General features: G+C 42.8%; 19 protein-coding genes. 11 read left to right on the plus strand and 8 right to left on the minus strand.

Annotated features, from left to right (window positions below; translation table 11 throughout):
* Positions 1-64 precede the first annotated feature (64 nt).
* Entirely contained in the window at positions 65-1,000 is a 936-nt protein-coding gene (locus tag F895_RS13265) for an LpxL/LpxP family acyltransferase (protein WP_010589771.1), read from the plus strand.
* Between the two features lie 68 nt (positions 1,001-1,068).
* Here F895_RS13265 and F895_RS13260 read toward each other — a convergent pair whose 3' ends face one another.
* Entirely contained in the window at positions 1,069-2,616 is a 1,548-nt protein-coding gene (locus tag F895_RS13260; protein ID WP_005239886.1) for a PT dipeptide repeat lipoprotein, read from the minus strand.
* Positions 2,617-2,751: 135 nt separating this feature from the next.
* On the opposite strand from F895_RS13260, the gene F895_RS13255 reads away from it, so the two are divergent.
* Genes F895_RS13255 through F895_RS13245 form a run of 3 tightly spaced genes read left to right on the plus strand, consistent with a single transcriptional unit; the run spans position 2,752 to position 5,649 of the window.
* Positions 2,752-3,987 (plus strand): cupin-like domain-containing protein, encoded by a 1,236-nt coding sequence (locus F895_RS13255; RefSeq protein WP_005239888.1) that lies wholly within the window; start codon positions 2,752-2,754, stop codon positions 3,985-3,987.
* Between the two features lie 43 nt (positions 3,988-4,030).
* Positions 4,031-4,912: a DUF6502 family protein gene (locus tag F895_RS13250; RefSeq protein ID WP_005239893.1), complete on the plus strand. Its 882-nt coding sequence runs from the start codon at positions 4,031-4,033 to the stop codon at positions 4,910-4,912.
* Between the two features lie 2 nt (positions 4,913-4,914).
* Positions 4,915-5,649, plus strand: a complete 735-nt coding sequence (locus tag F895_RS13245) for a hypothetical protein (RefSeq protein ID WP_005239895.1) — start codon at positions 4,915-4,917, stop codon at positions 5,647-5,649.
* 313 nt (positions 5,650-5,962) lie between these two features.
* On the opposite strand, the gene F895_RS13240 is transcribed toward F895_RS13245, so the two are convergent.
* Complete coding sequence (locus F895_RS13240; RefSeq protein WP_005239897.1) at positions 5,963-7,087, minus strand: endonuclease/exonuclease/phosphatase family protein; 1,125 nt, start codon at positions 7,085-7,087, stop codon at positions 5,963-5,965.
* Between the two features lie 188 nt (positions 7,088-7,275).
* Between F895_RS13240 and asd the strand changes: the two genes are divergently transcribed.
* From asd to truA, 5 genes are all read left to right on the plus strand, one after another.
* The gene (asd, locus tag F895_RS13235) at positions 7,276-8,394 is read left to right on the plus strand and encodes an aspartate-semialdehyde dehydrogenase (protein WP_005239899.1); all 1,119 of its coding nucleotides are present in this window, start codon (positions 7,276-7,278) and stop codon (positions 8,392-8,394) included.
* Between the two features lie 141 nt (positions 8,395-8,535).
* Positions 8,536-9,999 carry a FimV/HubP-related protein gene (locus F895_RS13230; protein WP_005239901.1) on the plus strand — a complete coding sequence of 488 codons (1,464 nt, stop codon included), beginning with the start codon at positions 8,536-8,538 and terminating at the stop codon, positions 9,997-9,999.
* A gap of 61 nt (positions 10,000-10,060) precedes the next feature.
* Complete coding sequence (locus F895_RS13225) at positions 10,061-11,320, plus strand: hypothetical protein (RefSeq protein ID WP_005239902.1); 1,260 nt, start codon at positions 10,061-10,063, stop codon at positions 11,318-11,320.
* Positions 11,321-11,364: 44 nt separating this feature from the next.
* The gene (locus F895_RS13220; RefSeq protein ID WP_005239903.1) at positions 11,365-12,333 is read left to right on the plus strand and encodes an asparaginase domain-containing protein; all 969 of its coding nucleotides are present in this window, start codon (positions 11,365-11,367) and stop codon (positions 12,331-12,333) included.
* A 16-nt stretch (positions 12,334-12,349) separates the two neighbouring features.
* Entirely contained in the window at positions 12,350-13,147 is a 798-nt protein-coding gene (truA, locus tag F895_RS13215; RefSeq protein WP_005239904.1) for a tRNA pseudouridine(38-40) synthase TruA, read from the plus strand.
* A gap of 44 nt (positions 13,148-13,191) precedes the next feature.
* On the opposite strand, the gene F895_RS13210 is transcribed toward truA, so the two are convergent.
* Entirely contained in the window at positions 13,192-14,199 is a 1,008-nt protein-coding gene (locus F895_RS13210; RefSeq protein ID WP_005239905.1) for an AraC family transcriptional regulator, read from the minus strand.
* A 230-nt stretch (positions 14,200-14,429) separates the two neighbouring features.
* On the opposite strand from F895_RS13210, the gene infA reads away from it, so the two are divergent.
* Complete coding sequence (gene infA / locus F895_RS13205) at positions 14,430-14,651, plus strand: translation initiation factor IF-1 (protein ID WP_001284370.1); 222 nt, start codon at positions 14,430-14,432, stop codon at positions 14,649-14,651.
* A gap of 62 nt (positions 14,652-14,713) precedes the next feature.
* Here infA and F895_RS13200 read toward each other — a convergent pair whose 3' ends face one another.
* A complete protein-coding gene (locus F895_RS13200; protein WP_005239907.1) occupies positions 14,714-15,085 on the minus strand; it encodes a lysozyme inhibitor LprI family protein in 372 nt (123 codons plus the stop codon).
* A 151-nt stretch (positions 15,086-15,236) separates the two neighbouring features.
* Here F895_RS13200 and F895_RS13195 point away from each other — a divergent pair, with 151 nt between their 5' ends.
* Positions 15,237-15,626, plus strand: a complete 390-nt coding sequence (locus tag F895_RS13195; protein ID WP_010589773.1) for a hypothetical protein — start codon at positions 15,237-15,239, stop codon at positions 15,624-15,626.
* A gap of 54 nt (positions 15,627-15,680) precedes the next feature.
* On the opposite strand, the gene leuB is transcribed toward F895_RS13195, so the two are convergent.
* From leuB to leuC, 4 genes are all read right to left on the minus strand, one after another.
* Positions 15,681-16,760: a 3-isopropylmalate dehydrogenase gene (gene leuB / locus F895_RS13190; RefSeq protein WP_005239910.1), complete on the minus strand. Its 1,080-nt coding sequence runs from the start codon at positions 16,758-16,760 to the stop codon at positions 15,681-15,683.
* Positions 16,761-16,806: 46 nt separating this feature from the next.
* Positions 16,807-17,382 (minus strand): hypothetical protein, encoded by a 576-nt coding sequence (locus tag F895_RS13185; protein WP_005239912.1) that lies wholly within the window; start codon positions 17,380-17,382, stop codon positions 16,807-16,809.
* Between the two features lie 136 nt (positions 17,383-17,518).
* Complete coding sequence (leuD, locus tag F895_RS13180; protein ID WP_005239913.1) at positions 17,519-18,169, minus strand: 3-isopropylmalate dehydratase small subunit; 651 nt, start codon at positions 18,167-18,169, stop codon at positions 17,519-17,521.
* A 12-nt stretch (positions 18,170-18,181) separates the two neighbouring features.
* Positions 18,182-19,600, minus strand: coding sequence for a 3-isopropylmalate dehydratase large subunit (gene leuC / locus F895_RS13175; protein ID WP_005239915.1), 1,419 nt, complete (start codon positions 19,598-19,600; stop codon positions 18,182-18,184).
* Positions 19,601-19,634 lie beyond the last annotated feature (34 nt).

Genomic DNA, 19,634 nt, shown 5'->3' on the forward strand with positions numbered 1-19,634 from the left:
AAGTCGCCACCCACACTTCATGCTACACTGCTGCAAAATTCAACGTTATTCATTTTTCGCATTTATGAGTCAAAAACAGCCTTATCCCCCTGGCGAATTTCAATGGGAATTTCTCTTACCCAAGTATTGGAAAATCTGGATCGCCATTACTTTTTTAATGCTATTGGCCGTCTTACCTTGGGCAATTCAGTGGCGCTTGGCTCATGGCTTGGCGGCTTTGTGTTGGCGCCTCCTTAAATCACGCCGTAAAACCACACTTCGGAATTTAGAACTCTGTTTCCCAGAGTGGTCTCCTGCGGAAGTTGAAGCACAAGCCAAACAGGTGTTTGTGGATATGATGCTGGGGGTATTTGAAACCCTGAATGCATGGTACTGTCCAAAGTGGTTTAAAGGTCGCCACAGTGTTGAAGGCTTAGAACATATCACCCATGCACAGGCACAAGGCAAAGGCGTATTATTACTCGGTACACACAGTACTTTGCTCGATGCAGGCGGTTATATTTCAGCTCAATACTTTGAACCTGATGTCGTATACCGACCACAGAATAATCCGCTGTTAGATATGCTGATTTATCGTTGCCGCGCGACGATTTATCAACATCAGATTGACCACGATGACATGCGTGGCTTAATTCGTCGCCTCAAAGACGGCGGTGCAATCTGGTACAGCCCAGATCAGGATTTTGGTTTAAAACAAGGCGTGATGGCGCCCTTCTTTGGTGTGCCGGCAGCAACCGTAACGGCCCACCGCCGTTTGTTAAAAATATCAAAAGCCGTCGCAGTTCCCTTGTATTTTTACCGTTATGGCGATATTCGCAATCCGCAATATAAAGTGTTGATTGAGCCAATGGTGGAAAATATGCCAAGTGAAGATGAAGTGGATGATGCAGTTCGCGTCAATCAGATTATTGAAGCACAACTGCGCATCGCACCCACCCAATGGATGTGGTTCCACCGTCGTTTTAAAACCCGTGCCGAAGGTTACGACAAAATTTATTAATGCATTAATGCAAAAAGAGCCGCTTCATTCTTTAATGAAGCGGCTCTAGATTCAATCAAGAACAACAATTAATTCGGGAAAATCACACCGGTATTTAAATCAAAATAGGTTGGCGTGTTGCTATACACTGAACCTAATTTAACATTAATGAACCAGCCTAAATTGCCCTGATCTTGTAAACGATTTTGGACTTCACTTGGCAGATCCAGTTTATAAATCGCATCTGCTTTAAAAACTTTTGATTCAATGCTGGTTGTGCTTTCACTATCGCGTTCAAATAAATAGCCTTTGGTATTGAAGAACTGAATCGCATTGTCCTTATCAATTAGGTGATAACCTTCAGCAGCTTGTTGCTTCAGCAATACATCCAGCTTGGTTGGATTGTCATCATAAAATCCCGCATCGGACTTGGGCATTTCAAAATAACGATAACTATAGGTTCCATTATGGGTACTACTGTTGACACAGGTAGGTACATAGAATGTTCCTGTGGTCGTTCCATTATTGGTAAAAGTACTGCCTGCATAAATTAACTTACAACCTTGCGCTCCGAGTTCATTGAAGGCTGCCAAAATATTGGTGCGATTTGCATTACTATTCAGAATAAAGCGATTATCATAACTATAGGTTACTGATTTTTTGTCGTTTTTCACGAATAGATATTTATAATTATTGCTTGGGTCTTCACCTAATGAAGACTTATAGGCAAAACCAGACTCGCCTTGCTTTTTAATTTCAGCCAACCAGAACAAATAAACATTGGCGACCACATTGGTTTTAACATCCGCAATTTTATAGCTATAGGTATCGGTTGAAGCATTATTTTTTATATATAAATTCTTCGGCTCAGGGAAATCACTATTGGCTTTTTTCACATCCAAAGAGCTACCCGCTAAGGCAAAACCTTGCCCCCCCTGCTCATTGGCTTGCGCCAAGAAGTTTGTCCACGCCGCTTGATTATCGAGTAGACGATAACTTGCGGTTGCCTTAGCCAGCGTCGGTTTTAATAAGCTATAGCCTTCAACATTGGTACGGGTATAACACGTGACAACTTTAGATGGATCGACTGAATCCATATAGGTTTGAATATCTTTGATACTCGCTGTTTCACTCACAGCACACATGCCGTCACCTTTAAAGGCATAAGCTGAAGCAATCCCATTTGGTCGGTAGCGATCACTATATTTCACTCGGTTCGCTGTGGTTGTGCCGCTGGTTTCAGTCGGAGCAATCTCGGTAATCAATGCATCATCTGTAGCAACTGCATAGGTTTTAATGACCGCCCCTGTACAGTCCTGTTTTTCGAACTGACGGGTTTCCGTGGTAAAGCGAACACTATTATCTGAAGCCTTATAGACCTTCAAATTTGAACGACGCCCTTCAAAACAAAAGCCTCCCAACCAAGATCCCACAAAACGATCCGCCACAACAGGCGTTGGAGTCGGTGTTGGGGTTGGCGTGGGAGGCGTTGGGGTCGGTGGTGTCGGCGTAGGTGGTGTTGGGGTTGGTGGCGTTGGAGTTGGGGTTGGGGTTGAATCCCGATCATTATCAGATCCACAACCAACTAAAAGTGCGCAAGTTACGCTAAGTGCAAGTTGAGTCCATATATTTTTCATTGCATCACCCTCTGTGTGATTTTTTCACATATTGTGTATGTGAAAATTTAACACTTTTATTCTTGAGTGCAAATATGTTTATGCGTAAATTAATAACGAAAGGTCAAAATCATTTTGTATGGATGGTTCGAATGTATGGATACTCAACAGAACTTAGCAAGACAATTCAGTGCTTTACCTGAAGCATGGCGTGCATGGTTAGAGGAGAATTTAGCGCGCGGTTGTGCTCCGATCGACTTAGTCAATATTTTGTTGCGTGAAGGTTTAATTGACCTGAATAAAGATTTCTCTACTTCAACACAGGCTGAAGAGCAACATTACAGAGAACTTGAACAGGCCGCAGTAGCAAACCCAACCCAACCCAACAGTGTGTTTCCTCCTGAACAAAAGAAATGGCTGGCTCAGGCGGTACTCGATGGTTTAAGTAAAGCGGATATTTATCAAACTTTAAGCCAACAAGGACTGAGTGAAATTGATATTGCGCTGGAATGGGTGCAACTCAAGCAACATCCTTATTTTCAAATTGCTCAAGAACAACATTTTCTGCTCAAAAAACGCAATTGGCTCTTGGATACCCTCGATCGTTTTGCCCGTTTAAATCCTGACTATCAGCAGATTAAGCGAATTTCAAAACCTACCTTCTCAGAATTTATTCAAGATTATTACAGCCGTAACCTCCCTGTAATTTTGACCGATGCCATCCAACATTGGCCTGCTTTGCACAAATGGTCGCCCCAATATTTCAAACAAACTGTCGGTACACAAGAAGTCGAAGTCCAATTCAATCGGGAACAAGACCCTTTATTTGAACGAAATTCAACTCAACATAAAACCAAGATGCAGATGCATGACTTTGTCGATTTAGTCGAGCAGAGCCAACATTCCAATAATTTTTATATGACCGCAAACAATGCCAAGGCCAGCCACGCCAGTCTGGCAGCTTTGTTTCAGGATATTGATCATTTTCATGGCTATACTGACCATACTCAGGTCTATGATCGTAGCTTCATCTGGTTCGGGCCCAAAGGGACATTTACGCCTCTACATCATGACTTAACCAATAACGTTCTGGTGCAAATTTATGGGCGGAAAAAAGTTACCCTGATTCCAGCCTTACAAACACCGCATCTCTATAATGATGTGGCCGTATTTAGTAGAATTGCCGATCCTCATCAACCCAATTTAGTTGAAGCATTCCCTGATTTTATCCATAGCAATAAAATCGAATGCATCCTGAACGAAGGGGAATCCTTGTTCATTCCGCTGGGTTGGTGGCATTGTGTCGAAAGTCTAGATATTTCGATGAGTGTTTCTTTTACTCATTTTAATATCGATAATGGGGGCGCTGAATCGTTCCCATCTCCAAGCTGATGCTTAAAGTAATTTATGTCGAATCCATTGTTAAGGTGATTTAATGGTCAAACCCGCAGCCCCAGTCATAATAAACAATGAGCAACCTCTGCCGAATGCATCTGGCGTGATTCCACAAGATGCAGAAACCACATTGGAAAGCATTTTTCCAATGATGCAACATATTGCGCGTTGGCTGATTCATTCGGGGGTCGGCTATACTGATTTTGTTGCTGCACTGAAACCGATTTTTTATCAACAGGCATTGGCTGAGTTAGAACGCATCAAACAAAATAAAACCGATTCAGCGGTCAGTTTATTATCAGGGTTACATCGCAAAGATGTCAGTGCCTTTAGACAGCAAGCCAATCAAGCCAGCACTGAAGCCCCTAATTTTGCCATTAGTGTCCCTGCCCGTGTGATTGCACGCTGGATTGCCTTGGATCTTCCTCATCAAATTCCAATCTCTGGTGAGAAAAATAGCTTTGAGGCATTGGTGAAACATATTTCTACTGAAAAACATCCTCGTTCAATTTTATTCGAATTACAACGCTTAGGTGTCGTTGAGCAAATTGATCAGCAAGTTGTATTACAACAAAATAGCTTTACTCCAGATAATCAGATGCAAGAAAGCAAAGCCCTCTTCTCTGCAAATCTCAGCGACCATTTGGCCGCAGGGGTTGATAACTTTATTAGTGAAAAACCTTTTACCCATCTAGAACAAGCCGTACATGCCGAAAAATTAACAGCAGCATCGGTTGAAGCACTTCGACAGTTGAGTATCCAACTTTGGCAAGACATGGCAAAACAACTCTTAAATGCGGCGATCCAGCATTGTGACCAAGACCAAGAAAAAGATGATGCGGATTATCAATTTCGCTTTGGTGTCTATCAGTACGATACTCAGATAACGCTACAAGTGCCTTATATTTTTAAGGATAAATAACAATGAGAAGCTTATTGCTCGTTACGGTTTCTTTCATTTCAGTGGTTGTGTTAACTGCGTGTGGAGAAAACTTTTCTGTTGCCAATGTCAGTCTGGGTGGGAGCGGTTCCGGTACACAAAAACCATTGCCTGGTGGTGGCAATGGTGGGGGTTCTAATCCTTCGACCGGCGACAAAGATGAAGCTTATGAATATGTGGTCACTGTTCCACAAGAAACCCAAGATACCTGTATGGGAATACAGCGCAATTTGCGACTGATCGATGCAGAGTCAAAACAACCTCTGCCTCTTGGTCATGTTCAGCCACTCAACATCACCCCACTACAAATCGAAATTAAAAACACCACACCGAATTATGTCTATCAATTGACTCCGCTCTGTCGTCCAATTGAATATCAAATTGATCAAACTACAATGTTTCATGGTCAAGCTCTACGGTGTGGCGCAGATCAAGACGAACTTCAAGTCTTGCGTCCATATGAAACACGTATATATGAGCTCGATCTTAACTTTGCACAAACCGAACTTCCCTTCACTGTAAAATATAATGCTTTTTATCAGACTGAATTGCCGAAGAATGATATCCCTTGGGAAAAATGTGATGTAGCCAAAATTACTGTTCCTATTCACAAACGCCGTATTTCAAAAGATATTGGAACAGAGCAACCTCCTATCACACTTCCTGAAGTGCCAAATGGTGAACACCCTGAAATACCGAAGGGAGAAAAACCCGAATAGAATATTGTCATATCACAAAATTAAAACCCGAGTTCTGCATCCTGCAAAACTCGGGTAAATGAGGTTGTGCTTTCACTTTATTTTTATTTTCCTGCGTCCATCGCATGCATCATATCCATGATGACTTTTCCATCTCAGCGTTGCTATCCTTAAACGGAAATCCATTCCTGCATCCTTGTGCTGATGTATTTAGAATAAACCTTTTAGGCATGTCCGACTATTCGTTACAGACTTAAATCTATGTACGAAATAACGTACATTAATTAGTTAAACTTTAAAATCAAGCCATTGCCCAAGTCCCTCTCGGATAACATCAGTTTTGCATGCGTTGCTTATGCGGTTGAGCTAAAGAATCGGTCACTGCTTTCTCTTCTTGTTCAGCCTTTTCAATCCCCTCCTGTATCGCTTCTTGCGCCTCTTGTTCATCCTCAACAGACTGCTCCAACGCCTGTTGCTGCTGCTCAAACACCCGCCCCGTCTGTAAGACCACATATACGGGAAAATGATCTGAACCAATATGAGCGACACGTTTCATTTCCACTAAACCAAAATCAGTGCTATGAAAGATATGATCCAGCGACCATCTCAATAACGGATAATCTGCATGAAAGGTATTTATAAAATAACGCCCGACGCGTGGATCAAGCAAACCACTGATGCGCTGAAATAAACGGGTTGTTCTGGACCACGCCACATCATTTAAATCTCCCATCACGATACAGCTCTGATCAATATCTTTGATCTGATCCCCTACAATCAGCAACTCGGCATCTCTTAAAGTTGAGTCTTTGGCTTCTGTTGGACTCGGTGGTTTGGGATGTAAACAATACAACTGCACTTGTACGCCAGAAGGCAATGTCACCGTGGTATGAATTGATGGAATTTCATCACTCAGAATAAATTTAACTTCCGTATCATTTAAGGGCAAACGACTATACAGGTGCATGCCATATAGATTTTCTAAAGGTACAGGGACACGGAAGGGATAATCAGCTTCAATTGGACTAAGGGCTTGCTGCCACGCTGAATTCGATTCAAGCGTCAGTACCAAATCGGGTTTCAAGCGATTAATCTGCTCAATCAAAAGATGGTATTGATGGTTTGGGGTTAACACATTCGCCACCAGTAAAGAAATTTGTTGCTCAGGATTGAGTTGTGCCTTTTTGACTTTCTTCACCTGTTTGCGCCATAACGGTGTATAAGGCAATACCATTTTGAGTTGATAGGCAATTGCCGCCACCAAGCCTATAAACAGCAACTCGGTACTTAAAGTCCAATTGGGGAGTACAAATAACATCAGAAAAAATACGATGATCCCCAATGCCAATATTTGTAATCTAGGAAAATCTGCTCCTCGAATCCACCATTCATCTCGGGGAATCAAGGACCAAAATGAAAGCCATATCACCAGCACCGCACCAATCTGAATCCCGATCATGTTGTTTTTTCTCTTTGGGGTAGCATACATTTACAATAAAGTTTTCGCTTTATCAATTTTCTATCTAATATAAACAAGTTATTTCACTCAATAAACGCACTGTTTTATTTCAGTAAAGCTTGCAGTTGTGGGCACTTTTGATACACTCAAACCCCTTTTAATTTTTTTACATACCGAGGCACAATGACATGAAAGTAGGTCTGGTCGGTTGGCGTGGGATGGTGGGTTCTGTCCTGATGCAACGTATGGTTGAAGAGAATGATTTTGCTCATATTGAGCCATTCTATTTCTCTACCAGTAATGCAGGTGGTGAAGCACCTTCATTTGGTGGTAAGACTGCCCCAGCACTTATGGATGCAACGGACATTAACAGTCTGAAGCAAATGGATGTCATTTTAACCTGCCAAGGTGGTGATTATACCTCTGAAGTTTTTCCTAAGCTGAAAGCTGAGGGTTGGAATGGTTACTGGATTGATGCAGCATCAACACTGCGTATGGCAGATGATGCGATTATCGTTCTTGATCCAGTCAACTTAAACGTGATCAAAGATGGTTTAGTCAATGGCACTAAAACTTTCGTGGGCGGTAACTGTACCGTTTCATTGATGTTGATGGGCTTAGGTTCACTGTTCCAAAATAATTTAGTGGAATGGGCAACCTCAATGACCTATCAGGCTGCATCGGGTGCAGGTGCGCAAAACATGCGTGAACTGATCACAGGTATGGGCTATTTGTATAACAATACTAAAGAATTATTGGATGATCCTAAATCTGCAATTCTTGATATTGACCGTCAAATCGCAGATTTGCAACGTGGCGAAGGCTTCCCTAAAGCTAACTTTGGCGTGCCACTGGCAGGCTCATTGATCCCTTATATCGACAAACAACTCGAAAGCGGTCAATCGAAAGAAGAATGGAAAGGTCAGGTTGAAACCAACAAGATCTTAGGCAACCAGCAGATCGTTCCGATTGATGGTCACTGTGTTCGTATCGGTGCAATGCGTTGCCACTCTCAAGCGATTACCTTGAAATTGAAAAAAGATGTTGCGCTTGATGAAATCGAAGACATGATTCGTCATTCAAGCCAATGGGCAAAAGTGGTTCCAAATACCCGTGAAGCATCAATGACTGATCTGACTCCTGTTGCCGTTACCGGTACTTTAACTGTTCCTGTCGGTCGTTTACGCAAACTCAATATGGGTAAAGAGTATCTTGGTGCATTTACAGTCGGTGACCAACTGCTTTGGGGTGCTGCTGAGCCACTACGTCGTATGCTTCGTATTCTGGTGGAATACAAGAACGCTTAAGCAAAAATTGCTAAAAATCAAAAGCCGATCACATTTGATCGGCTTTTTTCATGTGATGAAAGATGAATAATTTACAATTCATTTACATCACGGTAATGTATACTTTTTCCAGACCATAACATCACTTTTTCATGGATCGAGATGACTGTTTATAACAAATTAAAAATTGCCATTTTAGCCATACTTTCATCGCAACATCTTTATGCAATTACACTTGATCCATTACAAATCCAGTCTGCACCTGGTGAATTACTGTATGCGGAAATGGGCTTTCACCAAGCCGATAACAACTCGAAATTAGAGGTGAGTCTGGCAACCCCAGAAGATTTACTGATGCTTGGTGCTGCACATCAGCCCCCCTCTAGTCTTAATTTTTTTACCCGTCGAAATAATCAGGGTGAAGGTGTGATTGTGATCACCTCTTCACGCCCCATGACGGATACCGAACTGAATATTATTGTAAAAATTCAAGAAGGTGGCGCATCTCATTTAAAACATATCCGCCAGCCGATGCGTCAAATTGCAAAAGCACCCTTAGCCAAAAATACCAATGAAAAATCACTGACGCCTCAATTTATTGTCAGTGAAAAAGACATCGCCTTAAATCTACCGGAAAGTACCCGCTTTAATGTCGCAAATGCAGGTCCCCAAGAAGTCAATAAAAAACAAGAAACACTTTTAAATGCCCCATTTGCACTCCCCCCTGTATTAGAAACATCAAAATCTTCTGCATCGGTACCTGAAGTGAGTGCTGTTTCAATTGCCGCACCTGTTCAAGTCCAAACAACCGCACATTCTACAGCTGTACCACAGCCAGCAATGCCAGCCCCAGACAAAGTAAAACAGCAACCAGAAGCAGCCCCTCTCAAGCAAGAAACCGCTCAGACTGCGAATGCTGCAACCCACAGCAAACCCAATACGGCATTGGATGAAGAACTGAAAGCAGCTCCAATCAAGCCAACGGAAACCAAAGAAAAAAATAAAATAGCAGATCAGGTCAAAGAAACGGCCAAAACGGTCAAAAAGAAGACTCCTGCAACCCCAGCACCAGACACTGAAAAAAATCAACAACATGTGGTGCAGCGTAATGAATCGTTATGGAGTATTGCTCAACGTATTGCAGGACAAACGCAGCAGCCTGTTGCTCAGGTGATGAACCAAATCAAACTACAAAATGAGCATGCCTTTATTGGTGGCAATGCCAACCGACTCAGACAAGGTTCTCATTTAAACTTTAATCTTAGCGCAACATCTGCTCAGCAAAATAAAAACAGCAATCAAATTGCAGCACAAACACAGCGTCCTGTCACAGGAAAAGCCAAATATCGTTTGCAACAGGCAGAAATGTCATTGGTTGCAGAAAGTAATCAAGATGCGAGTACTGGAAGTGCCAAAAAAGACACATTACAGCAAAAAACCAGTGCTGACTTATCATTAAAAGTTATGACAGCACGGGAAAAAACCGTTACATTACAAAGAAACGTAACACAGTTAGAATCGGCACTACGTCAGAAGGAACAACGTATTCAGCTGTTAAATGCCCGGCTTGCCGAGTTACAAGATCAGTTGAAAGCGCAGCAACAAACTAAAAAGCCAACACACTAGGTTACGAGAAGATTCTCATAAATTTGCTTAAAAGCGGCTCTATCTTTAAGGGGTATAGATCATGTCAACGATAATTATTGTACTGCTGGTCATTGTACTGGTCGTTGCGATCGTTTTAAAAAAACGTGAAAGCAGTCAAGCCAATACAACACCGAAAAAAGGTGCGACGAAAGCCACTAAAAAAACCGCAACAAAAACGGCTTCACGCACCACGCTGGTTCGTGAGGAGCAAGAACTTGCCCCTCAAGTCACAACTGCAATTTCTGAAAGCCTACGCCAACAACTTGAACAGCAAATTCAAAGTGGTCATTTTCAGTCTGCCGAAGCACAAATCAATCAGGCTTTAAAACAAGATAACTCTCAGCATGAGCTCTATCTGTTTTTATTGGATATCCATTTAAAGCAAAAAGATGATCTCGCAATCGATCAGTTGATCAAGCACATTCATGCCTTAAAACTAGAAGATATTGCACAAGCGGCTGAAACAAAACATCGAGAATACGAACAGAATAAACAACCCGATTCACTCGAATTTAATTTGCCTTCACATAGCTTTCAACAAGCACCTGCTTCACCAGAACCTCAGGTGCAGAGTAAGGTCGCTGACTTCGATGCTTTAGTGCAAACACCCGCAACACAATCATTTGACAACTTACAGTCAGAATATGTTGCTCCCGCAATCGAAGAACCCAAGCCAGCCGAGCCTGTGCCAGAAGTGCAGCCGCTGGACTTTAATTTTTCCTTCGAGCAGAAAACAGCTGTTGAGCCTGCGCCTACGTCTCCTGCTGAAACACCTGAAAGTAAAGCACAGCAACCACTTGAGTTTTCTTTTAACTTAGAACCAACATCGCCCAATACGGAAGAAGCGAAAGTTGAGGAAGCAAAACCTGAACTGGATTTTAACTTTGCCAATTTAGAGCTGGCATCACAACACACTGCAGAAAAAGCACCTGTTGAAGAAGCTGCGCCAAGTTTAGATTTTAATTTTGAACCTGCCCTAGAAAAAACTGAACAACCCGCGCCACTTGAAACAACAGAATTTTCATTTGACCTTGCAGAACCTGCCAAAGTTGAAACACAACCCGAGGTTATCGCTGCTGTTACTGCACCTAGACCTGCCACTACGGTTCACGACCCATTGGCACAGTCATTCCCTGATCTGCAACAGCTTGATGAAGCACAGCTGAATTTAGAACTTGCAGCGCAGTATATTGAACTGGGTGCTTATGACTCTGCCCGAGAATTATTAAAAAACACACCGTCGTTGAATTCAGCGCAACAACAACAGGCAGAAAATTTACTGAATAAAATAGCTTCCTGAATTTGATCAGTCTAATATAAGCAGTCTCTCAGACTGCTTTTTTTATGATGAAAACAATCGCTTTAATTTATATGGGTGGGACGTTTGGTTGTATTGGTGAACCGCTGATGCCAATGCCTGAACACGATTTTTTGCCTTTATTAAGTAAGGTGATTCCGCCTCATTTACAAGTGGAATGTTTTGCTGCACCCAGCATTCAAGACAGTAGTGCATGCACAGCAACAGATTGGTTAAAACTGGTACAACAAATTCAACAATTACAGCTGCAAGGTTTCCATCATTTTGTGATTATTCATGGAACCGATACCTTAAGTTATGCCGCAGCGACCTTAGCACGTTTCCTTGGACACTCTTGCCATGCCATTATTACAGGTAGCCAATATCCCTTATTGAATATTGAAGGCAATGATACCCGCGATTTCACCGACGCCATTGGCAACCTCTATCTCGCATTGGAACAAGTCCTTGCCTTGCCAACGGGCGTTTATCTCGCCTTCCATGAGCAGGTCTTTCATGCACAAACGACGTTAAAAGCCCACACCACTGAATTAGATGCCTTCGTTGGCGTTAAAGCAGAGCAAAGCTGTGATACCGCAGCCGATTCTTTTATTGTCCAAAATGAACACATTGAGCAAGCCGCTCGACTTAGTATCTTGAATCTGATGTTGCAGCCAATCGCAAAAGAACAGCTCATTTTACAGTTAAACAATATTTTACTTGCCCCACCCAACTTTCTCGTCTTACAGGGTTTTGGTACCGGGAATATTGCCGTAAATGACGAAATACTCGAATTATTCGAGGCATGCTATCAAAAACAGTGTCTGCCAATCATCAGTACGCAAGTCACTTTTGGACAACTTGATCAACGCTATGCCGTGAGCTCATGGATTCAATCTGCTAAAGTTTTGGTCAATGATAGTCATAGCCATGCTGATTTGTATGCAAAAGCCTTGCAAATGTATTTAAAATACCCGACCCATGAACAATGGTTCGAACATTGGCATCAACACTAATTTTTGAGGTTAAAACATGCAACGTTATGCAATTGGTATTGAATTTTGCGGTACTCAATACCGTGGTTGGCAAACCCAACAGGCTGGCGTTGTAACTGTTCAGGAAACCCTAGAACAAGTCCTGAGCCGCATTGCCAATGAGCCGATCATTTTGCATGGCGCTGGACGAACTGACGCAGGCGTACATGCAACCAATATGGTGGCGCACTTCGACACCGAAGCCATTCGCCCGGAACAGGGCTGGATTCGTGGTGCCAATAGCCAACTGCCCAAAGATATTTCAATCCAGTGGATCAAGCGTATGGATGAAAATTTCCATGCACGCTTTAAAGCCGTGGCACGCCGCTATCGTTATGTGGTGTATAACGCACCAACTCGCCCAGCCTTAATGTACAAGCAAGTCACCCATCTTTACCAAACCCTTGATGTACAAAAGATGATTGCGGCAGCTGCAAAATTTGAGGGTACGCATAATTTTGAGACCTTCCGCGCGGCAGCCTGTCAGTCCAACCAACCTGTACGCCATGTAAGCCACTGTCGTTTATTCGAGCATGGCCGCTATCTGGTCTTAGATATTCAAGCGGATGGCTTCTTGCACCATATGGTCCGCAACATCATGGGCTGTTTACTTGAAATCGGACAAGGTCAGTATGAAATCGACCATATTGATAGCATGTTTGCCGCTGAAGACCGGACGGCTGCAGGTATTACCGCCCCACCTGATGGCTTATATTTTATTCAGTCTTATTATCCAGATGAATTCGACTTACCACAGCTGCCTTTGGGTCCACACTGGTTGAATCTGTCTGAATAAAAAAAAGCCTTATCAGATCGATAAGGCTTTTTCTTTAGAAGCATTTAACGTTGTTTACGCTTACGATATTCAACAGGTGTTTCATTGGTCCAACGCTTAAAGGCGCGATAGAAAGTACTTGGCTCAGAGAAACCAGTTAAATAGACAATCCGCTCTACACTTTCATTGGTATTCGCCAATAGCTTTTTCGCCAAACGGCAGCGATAATCGGAAAGAATTTGCTGAAAGCTAGTATTGGCTTCACTGAGTTGGGTTCTTAAACGACGTGGCGTGATATTGAGCTGTGCTGCAACTGTTTCTAACGTGGTTTCACCACTTTCCAGTGTTGAACCAATGGCACGGCGTACTTCACCTACCAAGTCATAGCGCGCCAATTCTTGTAATTTTTCAATCGCCAATTGCTCATGCAATTGTAGTAATTCTGGCTCTGCTTGCCACAATGGATAATCCAGCACCGCCGCATCAAAATAAAGGCGGGTTTCTTTTTGTCCTAGACTAACAGGACAGCCATAGACACGGAAGTATTCATCATCCGTCGCGCCTTCATGGAAGTTAAAGTCGATATAAATGGGATGAAACTGCCCTTCAGTAATAAATTTAAAGAAGCGTAAAATGCCTGACATGGCACATTCAGAAAAATGGCGGTTCACCAGATTATCAGGCCAATACTGCTCACCATTACTTAAATAACAGCGACCATCCTCAATCACCAATTTGGCATCAAAGGCATCACTAATCAGACGTTGATAGGCCAAGGCACGTTTCAGGCCTTCACCAAAAGTCTCACTGCTGATAAATAGATGTTCAATCACCTGGCCACGATAAAGCGGTAAGTGTTCACCGAGATGAAGTCCAATATCAGGATCATTACTAACATCCTGTGCAGCAATCCAGAAGGCATTCTGTGCACTTAATGGCGTTCTTGCATTGGTATCTACCTGATTTAATGCAACCCCTGCCTTTGTTAAAATCTCTTCAGTTGGTAATCCTGCTTTACGAATTGCCTGATAACCAAAGCGCAATACAACTGATGCATCTGTTAGCTGACCCACGCAATGCCCTTCCCTGTAGATACGTTATTATGACAATGAACAACAATTTTAGATTAACGTTGATTGACCAAAGTGACAACAATATTCTGCTTATTTTGTTAAAAAAATTCCTAAATTGTCTGACAGTTTCTTTCGGTTAATATCTGACAGCCTCTCACCGACTTGATCTTGTAAATTTTAAATAAATTGACTATAATTTGCGCCTTCCCAATTTGATCATCAGGTAGGCTATGGCCAATAAAGAGGAACTCATTGAGTTCGAAGGCGTTGTCACCGAAACGCTTCCTAATACGATGTTCCGTGTACGTTTAGAAAACGGTCACGAAGTTATTGCTCACATTTCTGGTAAAATGCGTAAACACTATATCCGTATTTTAACAGGTGACAGTGTAAAAGTTGAAATGACTCCTTATGATTTGACCAAGGGTCGTATCACTTATCGTGCGCGCTAAGTCAGATTAGTGAATGCAAAAAAGCCACATTATGTGGCTTTTTTTATTGCGCTTATGCCGATTTATTCACTTAAACGCGTGGTTTTACAGCCGATCGTCTGACACTCACGGATACGCTCCTGTAACCAGTTATTCCGTTCTTGTGTCGTCGTAAGACGGCACTGTACATTGACTGAGCTTCTTTCATCATTGGTGCATTCAGCATCGCGATGGCGAATCCAGGCCAGTTGTGATTTTTTCAAAATTTTTTGTTGTGTTTCATTGAGCTGTTTACGTAATTGCTGATAATTTTTATTTAAATCAGCATCCGCACTGGCATAAATTTTATTGGTACAGTAAATGTCATCATAGGTGTTGCGCGCATTGTCGCAATTATCTGCATAGCTGAATGTTGCGAGAGCCCCACAGATCAAACCAAATATTATTTTGCGCATGAATTTATCCAAATCATTTAGTTATAATTACTATGAAAGCATATTTTTGATCGCTTGAACATTCCCCGAAAGTGGACAAGTTCGTATCTTTTTGTCTTTGCATTATTAGAATGTTCACGTACATTTATCACTGATAAATAGGGAAATTATGATGAAAAATTATAAAATGTATCTCGCTGCTACACTCCTTATCTTGCAGGGATGTGCAACGCCAGGAATGCAATCTGTTCAACTACAGGATTATTTACAACCTTATCTAGGTCAGCCTGCCGACCAGATTCAGCAGAATCTGGATCTTAGAAACTTAGGCTTTCAGACGTTAAAACAACCGCAGAGAAACAATCAAAATTTAATTTTTACCATACTTCGTCCAATTAATATCCCTGTACCAATGAATATGGGGATTTCAGATGGCTCCCGTCTTTCAACTAACATGACTTATGGCCAATCTTATGATGTTAACTTTTACTGCCATATTATTTTCGAGCTTGATCAGCAGCAAATCGCGCGCGCGATTCGTTATGAAGGCAAAGCCTGCTAATCAAAGCAATAAAAAAAACGCAGCTGTTGCTGCGTTTTTTATGATCAGGGCTAGTTAGTTCAATGCCGCAACCACAGCGTCACCCATGGCATCGGTACCCACCTTGGTCATGCCTTCAGACATGATATCTCCAGTACGTAAGCCTTGATCTAAAACCTGCCCCACCGCATCTTCAATGGCTTTGGCCGCAGCTTCTTCGCGGAAGGTATAACGCAACATCATCGCCACTGAAAGTACAGTTGCCAATGGATTGGCAATATTCTGCCCTGCAATATCCGGTGCAGAGCCATGACATGGTTCATACATGCCTTTACCCTGTTCATCCAGTGAGGCTGAAGGCAACATGCCAATTGAACCTGTTAACATTGCCGCTTCATCTGACAAGATATCACCAAACAAATTGCCTGTAACAATCACATCAAACTGCTTAGGTGCACGAACCAATTGCATCGCAGCATTATCCACATACATGTGCGATAACTGGATATTCGGATACTGTGCCTGCTGAAGGTCAGTAACGGTTTGTTTCCATAATTCAGTCACTTCAAGTACATTGGCTTTATCAACTGAACATACTTTGCCACCACGTAATCCCGCCAGCTCAAAAGCCACTTTGGCGATACGCTTAATTTCACTTTCTGAATAAACGTCAGTGTTATAACCTTGCTTCTCACCATTCTCGAGTTCACGAATACCACGCGGTTGACCAAAGTAGATCCCGCCGGTTAATTCACGAACGATCAGAATATCCAGACCAGCAACGATTTCTGGCTTTAGGCTTGATGCATCCGCCAACTGTGGGTAAAGAATTGCAGGGCGTAAGTTGGCGAATAAATTCAATTCACTACGGATTTTTAATAAGCCGCGTTCTGGGCGAATTGAACGTTCGATACTATCCCACTTAGGACCACCAACCGCCCCCAGTAAAATCGCATCGGCTTTTTTTGCCTGCTCACTGGTTACCGCTGGATAGGGTTCACCATGCGCATCAATTGCAGAACCACCGAGTAGCCCATGTTCCCATGTCAAACCTAGATTAAATTTATCATTGACCTTGGTTAAAACTCGTTCAGCAGCAGCTACGATTTCAGGGCCAATGCCATCACCCGCCAAAATTAAAATATGTTTAGACATTTATTGTTCCAGTTTCCCTATGCGCAGCGTTGATACTGCGAGCCGATTAAATCTTTTTCTCAACAAATTCGCCTAAACCTGTGCTGACATCAAAAGGACGGCAGAAACGGCGAATCGTATGTTGCCCTTGTTGTAAATCTACACATAACGGATCAGGCACAGAAACGTTAATTAAACTGCCTGAACGACGTGTTCGGTCTCGGTACATTTTAAAGGTATAGTTCACATGCGGTTTAAATGCATGAATCACATGAAAAGTCTCAGCACGATCAGGAGAAATCGGATAGAAGCGAATCACAACTTCATATTGCTTGGCGGGTACACTCAGGTAAACCTGCTGTTTACGGCTAAATAAGGAACCATGCAAACGTACAATGCCACGTTCCATCGCTTGTTTGCTAATCCGATGATTTTTAGCATCAATGACTGCAATATCACCGATTCGCTCAAACTCACAATTCTCAACACCTGAACAATATAAAGTTGTGTTGTCCGCCTTACTTTCCAATGTGTTTTGTGCGATACGAACCTGATCCACCACATTGGGTGCGTTTTGACATGCAGTCAAAGCCGTCGTAACACCTAGACACAGTAAAATACTGCGAGCGAGTCTTCTTTTCATTATTCAAGCCCAGTCCTCATGTCTTGTTAACATGTAAGCAAAATATTATCCGCTAGCATGTTAACAAGAGTTCAATCTCTGCGCTATGCCTATATTAAAAATGTCCAAAACACAATCTTGTTTCGTTTACCCAAACCTAAGCCTGAATATCTTGAAACACCCATGGACGCGCTTGTTTCGCCTTGGCTTCAAAAGCACGAATATCATCTGCAACCTGTAAGGTTAAGCCAATATCATCCAATCCATTCAATAAACAGTGTTTACGGAAAGGATCTATTTCAAATTGAAAGGCTTCACCTGTCGGGGTTCGTACTTCCTGTGCATCCAGATCGATGGTCAATTGATAGCCTTCGGTCTCGGCACATTCCTTAAATAACTGATCGACCGTTTCCTCAGATAAAATCACAGGTAACATGCCATTTTTAAAACAGTTATTAAAGAAAATATCGGCAAAGCTAGGTGCAATCACCGTGCGGAAGCCATATTCATTCAACGCCCAAGGTGCATGCTCACGGCTTGAACCACAACCGAAATTGCTTCGTGCCAATAAAATACTTGAACCTTGGTAACGCGGTTTATTCAACACAAACTCAGGGTTTTTCGGGCGTTTGCTAATGTCTTGACCCAAATAGCCCTCATCCAAATAACGCAATTCATCAAATAAGTTATCGCCGAAACCTGTACGTTTAATCGATTTCAAAAACTGTTTTGGAATGATTAAGTCGGTATCGACATTGGCACGATCCAAAGGTGCGACAACGCCTTGTTCTATGGTATATTTTTTCATGCTTGTGCTCCCTTAGAATGAACGGACGTCAACAAAATGGCCCGCAATCGCTGCGGCAGCGGCCATGGCTGGGCTGACCAAATGTGTTCGCCCACCATTGCCTTGACGACCTTCAAAATTACGGTTCGAGGTCGATGCACAATGCTCACCTGGTTGTAATTTATCAGCATTCATGGCCAAGCACATTGAACAACCTGGTTCGCGCCATTCGAAACCTGCCTCCAAGAAAATTTGATCCAAACCTTCCTGTTCAGCCTGCTGTTTGACTAAACCAGAGCCCGGCACAATCATTGCCTGTTTAATACTCGACGCCACTTTACGGCCTTTTACCACATCCGCCGCAGCACGAATATCTTCAATCCGCGAGTTGGTGCATGAACCAATGAAAACACGGTCTAACTGAATATCTTCCAAAGCCTGCCCAGCAGTTAAACCCATATATTGATAAGCTCGAGTCCAGTCATTGCGTTGTACATCATCTTTGGCCTGCTCTAATGTTGGCACAGCCTGTGATACTGGAATCACCATTTCTGGAGAAGTTCCCCAAGATACTTGCGGTTCAATCTCTGCACCATTCAATACCACCACCGCATCAAAGACGGCATCTTGGTCTGAATGTAAGGTATTCCAATATTCGACGGCTTGATCCCACTGTTCGCCTTTTGGTGCATAGTTACGGTCTTTCACATAGGCAATGGTTTTATCATCGACCGCGACCATACCCACACGTGCACCCGCTTCAATTGCCATGTTACACACCGTCATACGCCCTTCAATCGACATATCACGGAATACTTGACCACCAAACTCAATGGCATAACCTGTACCACCCGCAGTACCAATTTTGCCAATAATCGCCAACACAACATCTTTAGAGGTTACGCCTTTGCCTAATACACCATCGACACGCACCAGCATGTTTTTCGATTTTTTCTGTACCAAGCACTGGGTTGCCAATACATGTTCAACTTCTGAAGTTCCAATGCCGTGGGCCAAACAACCAAAGGCACCATGCGTTGCGGTATGTGAATCACCACAGACCACCGTCATCCCCGGTAAAGTCAAACCTTGCTCTGGACCAACCACATGGGCAATGCCTTGACGGATATCATTAATCCCAAATTCAACAATATTAAAGCTTTTACAGTTGTCATCTAAAGTTTGGACCTGAATACGAGAAGTATCGTCTTCAATCCCAGCAATGCCCTGTTCGCGCTCTTTTTTAGAAGTTGGCACGTTATGGTCGGGGGTGGCTACATTGGCACTTAAGCGCCAAGGTTGACGGTCCGCAAGTTGTAGACCTTCAAATGCTTGAGGGCTGGTTACTTCATGTAATAAGTGGCGATCAATATAAATTAAGCTTGAACCATCATCACGTTGCTTGACTAAGTGGTCGTCCCATAATTTGTCATATAAGGTTTTGCCTGCCATGTCGTCGCCCTCCATCGTGCTTGCCATCGGACTG

This window comes from Acinetobacter sp. CIP 64.2, from assembly GCF_000369645.1.
Taxonomy (GTDB): domain Bacteria; phylum Pseudomonadota; class Gammaproteobacteria; order Pseudomonadales; family Moraxellaceae; genus Acinetobacter.

Excerpts from the sequence above, each read along its gene's own strand:
- F895_RS13240 (WP_005239897.1), bottom strand. The coding sequence starts at position 7,087 with ATGATCGGGATTCAGATTGGTGCGGTGCTGGTGATATGGCTTTCATTT.
- asd (WP_005239899.1), top strand. The coding sequence starts at position 7,276 with ATGAAAGTAGGTCTGGTCGGTTGGCGTGGGATGGTGGGTTCTGTCCTG.
- F895_RS13260 (WP_005239886.1), bottom strand. The coding sequence starts at position 2,616 with ATGAAAAATATATGGACTCAACTTGCACTTAGCGTAACTTGCGCACTT.
- leuB (WP_005239910.1), bottom strand. The coding sequence starts at position 16,760 with ATGTCTAAACATATTTTAATTTTGGCGGGTGATGGCATTGGCCCTGAA.
- F895_RS13255 (WP_005239888.1), top strand. The coding sequence starts at position 2,752 with ATGGATACTCAACAGAACTTAGCAAGACAATTCAGTGCTTTACCTGAA.
- leuD (WP_005239913.1), bottom strand. The coding sequence starts at position 18,169 with ATGAAAAAATATACCATAGAACAAGGCGTTGTCGCACCTTTGGATCGT.
- F895_RS13185 (WP_005239912.1), bottom strand. The coding sequence starts at position 17,382 with ATGAAAAGAAGACTCGCTCGCAGTATTTTACTGTGTCTAGGTGTTACG.
- leuC (WP_005239915.1), bottom strand. The coding sequence starts at position 19,600 with ATGGCAGGCAAAACCTTATATGACAAATTATGGGACGACCACTTAGTC.
- F895_RS13200 (WP_005239907.1), bottom strand. The coding sequence starts at position 15,085 with ATGCGCAAAATAATATTTGGTTTGATCTGTGGGGCTCTCGCAACATTC.
- F895_RS13245 (WP_005239895.1), top strand. The coding sequence starts at position 4,915 with ATGAGAAGCTTATTGCTCGTTACGGTTTCTTTCATTTCAGTGGTTGTG.
- F895_RS13195 (WP_010589773.1), top strand. The coding sequence starts at position 15,237 with ATGAAAAATTATAAAATGTATCTCGCTGCTACACTCCTTATCTTGCAG.
- truA (WP_005239904.1), top strand. The coding sequence starts at position 12,350 with ATGCAACGTTATGCAATTGGTATTGAATTTTGCGGTACTCAATACCGT.
- F895_RS13230 (WP_005239901.1), top strand. The coding sequence starts at position 8,536 with ATGACTGTTTATAACAAATTAAAAATTGCCATTTTAGCCATACTTTCA.
- F895_RS13250 (WP_005239893.1), top strand. The coding sequence starts at position 4,031 with ATGGTCAAACCCGCAGCCCCAGTCATAATAAACAATGAGCAACCTCTG.
- F895_RS13265 (WP_010589771.1), top strand. The coding sequence starts at position 65 with ATGAGTCAAAAACAGCCTTATCCCCCTGGCGAATTTCAATGGGAATTT.
- infA (WP_001284370.1), top strand. The coding sequence starts at position 14,430 with ATGGCCAATAAAGAGGAACTCATTGAGTTCGAAGGCGTTGTCACCGAA.
- F895_RS13220 (WP_005239903.1), top strand. The coding sequence starts at position 11,365 with ATGATGAAAACAATCGCTTTAATTTATATGGGTGGGACGTTTGGTTGT.
- F895_RS13225 (WP_005239902.1), top strand. The coding sequence starts at position 10,061 with ATGTCAACGATAATTATTGTACTGCTGGTCATTGTACTGGTCGTTGCG.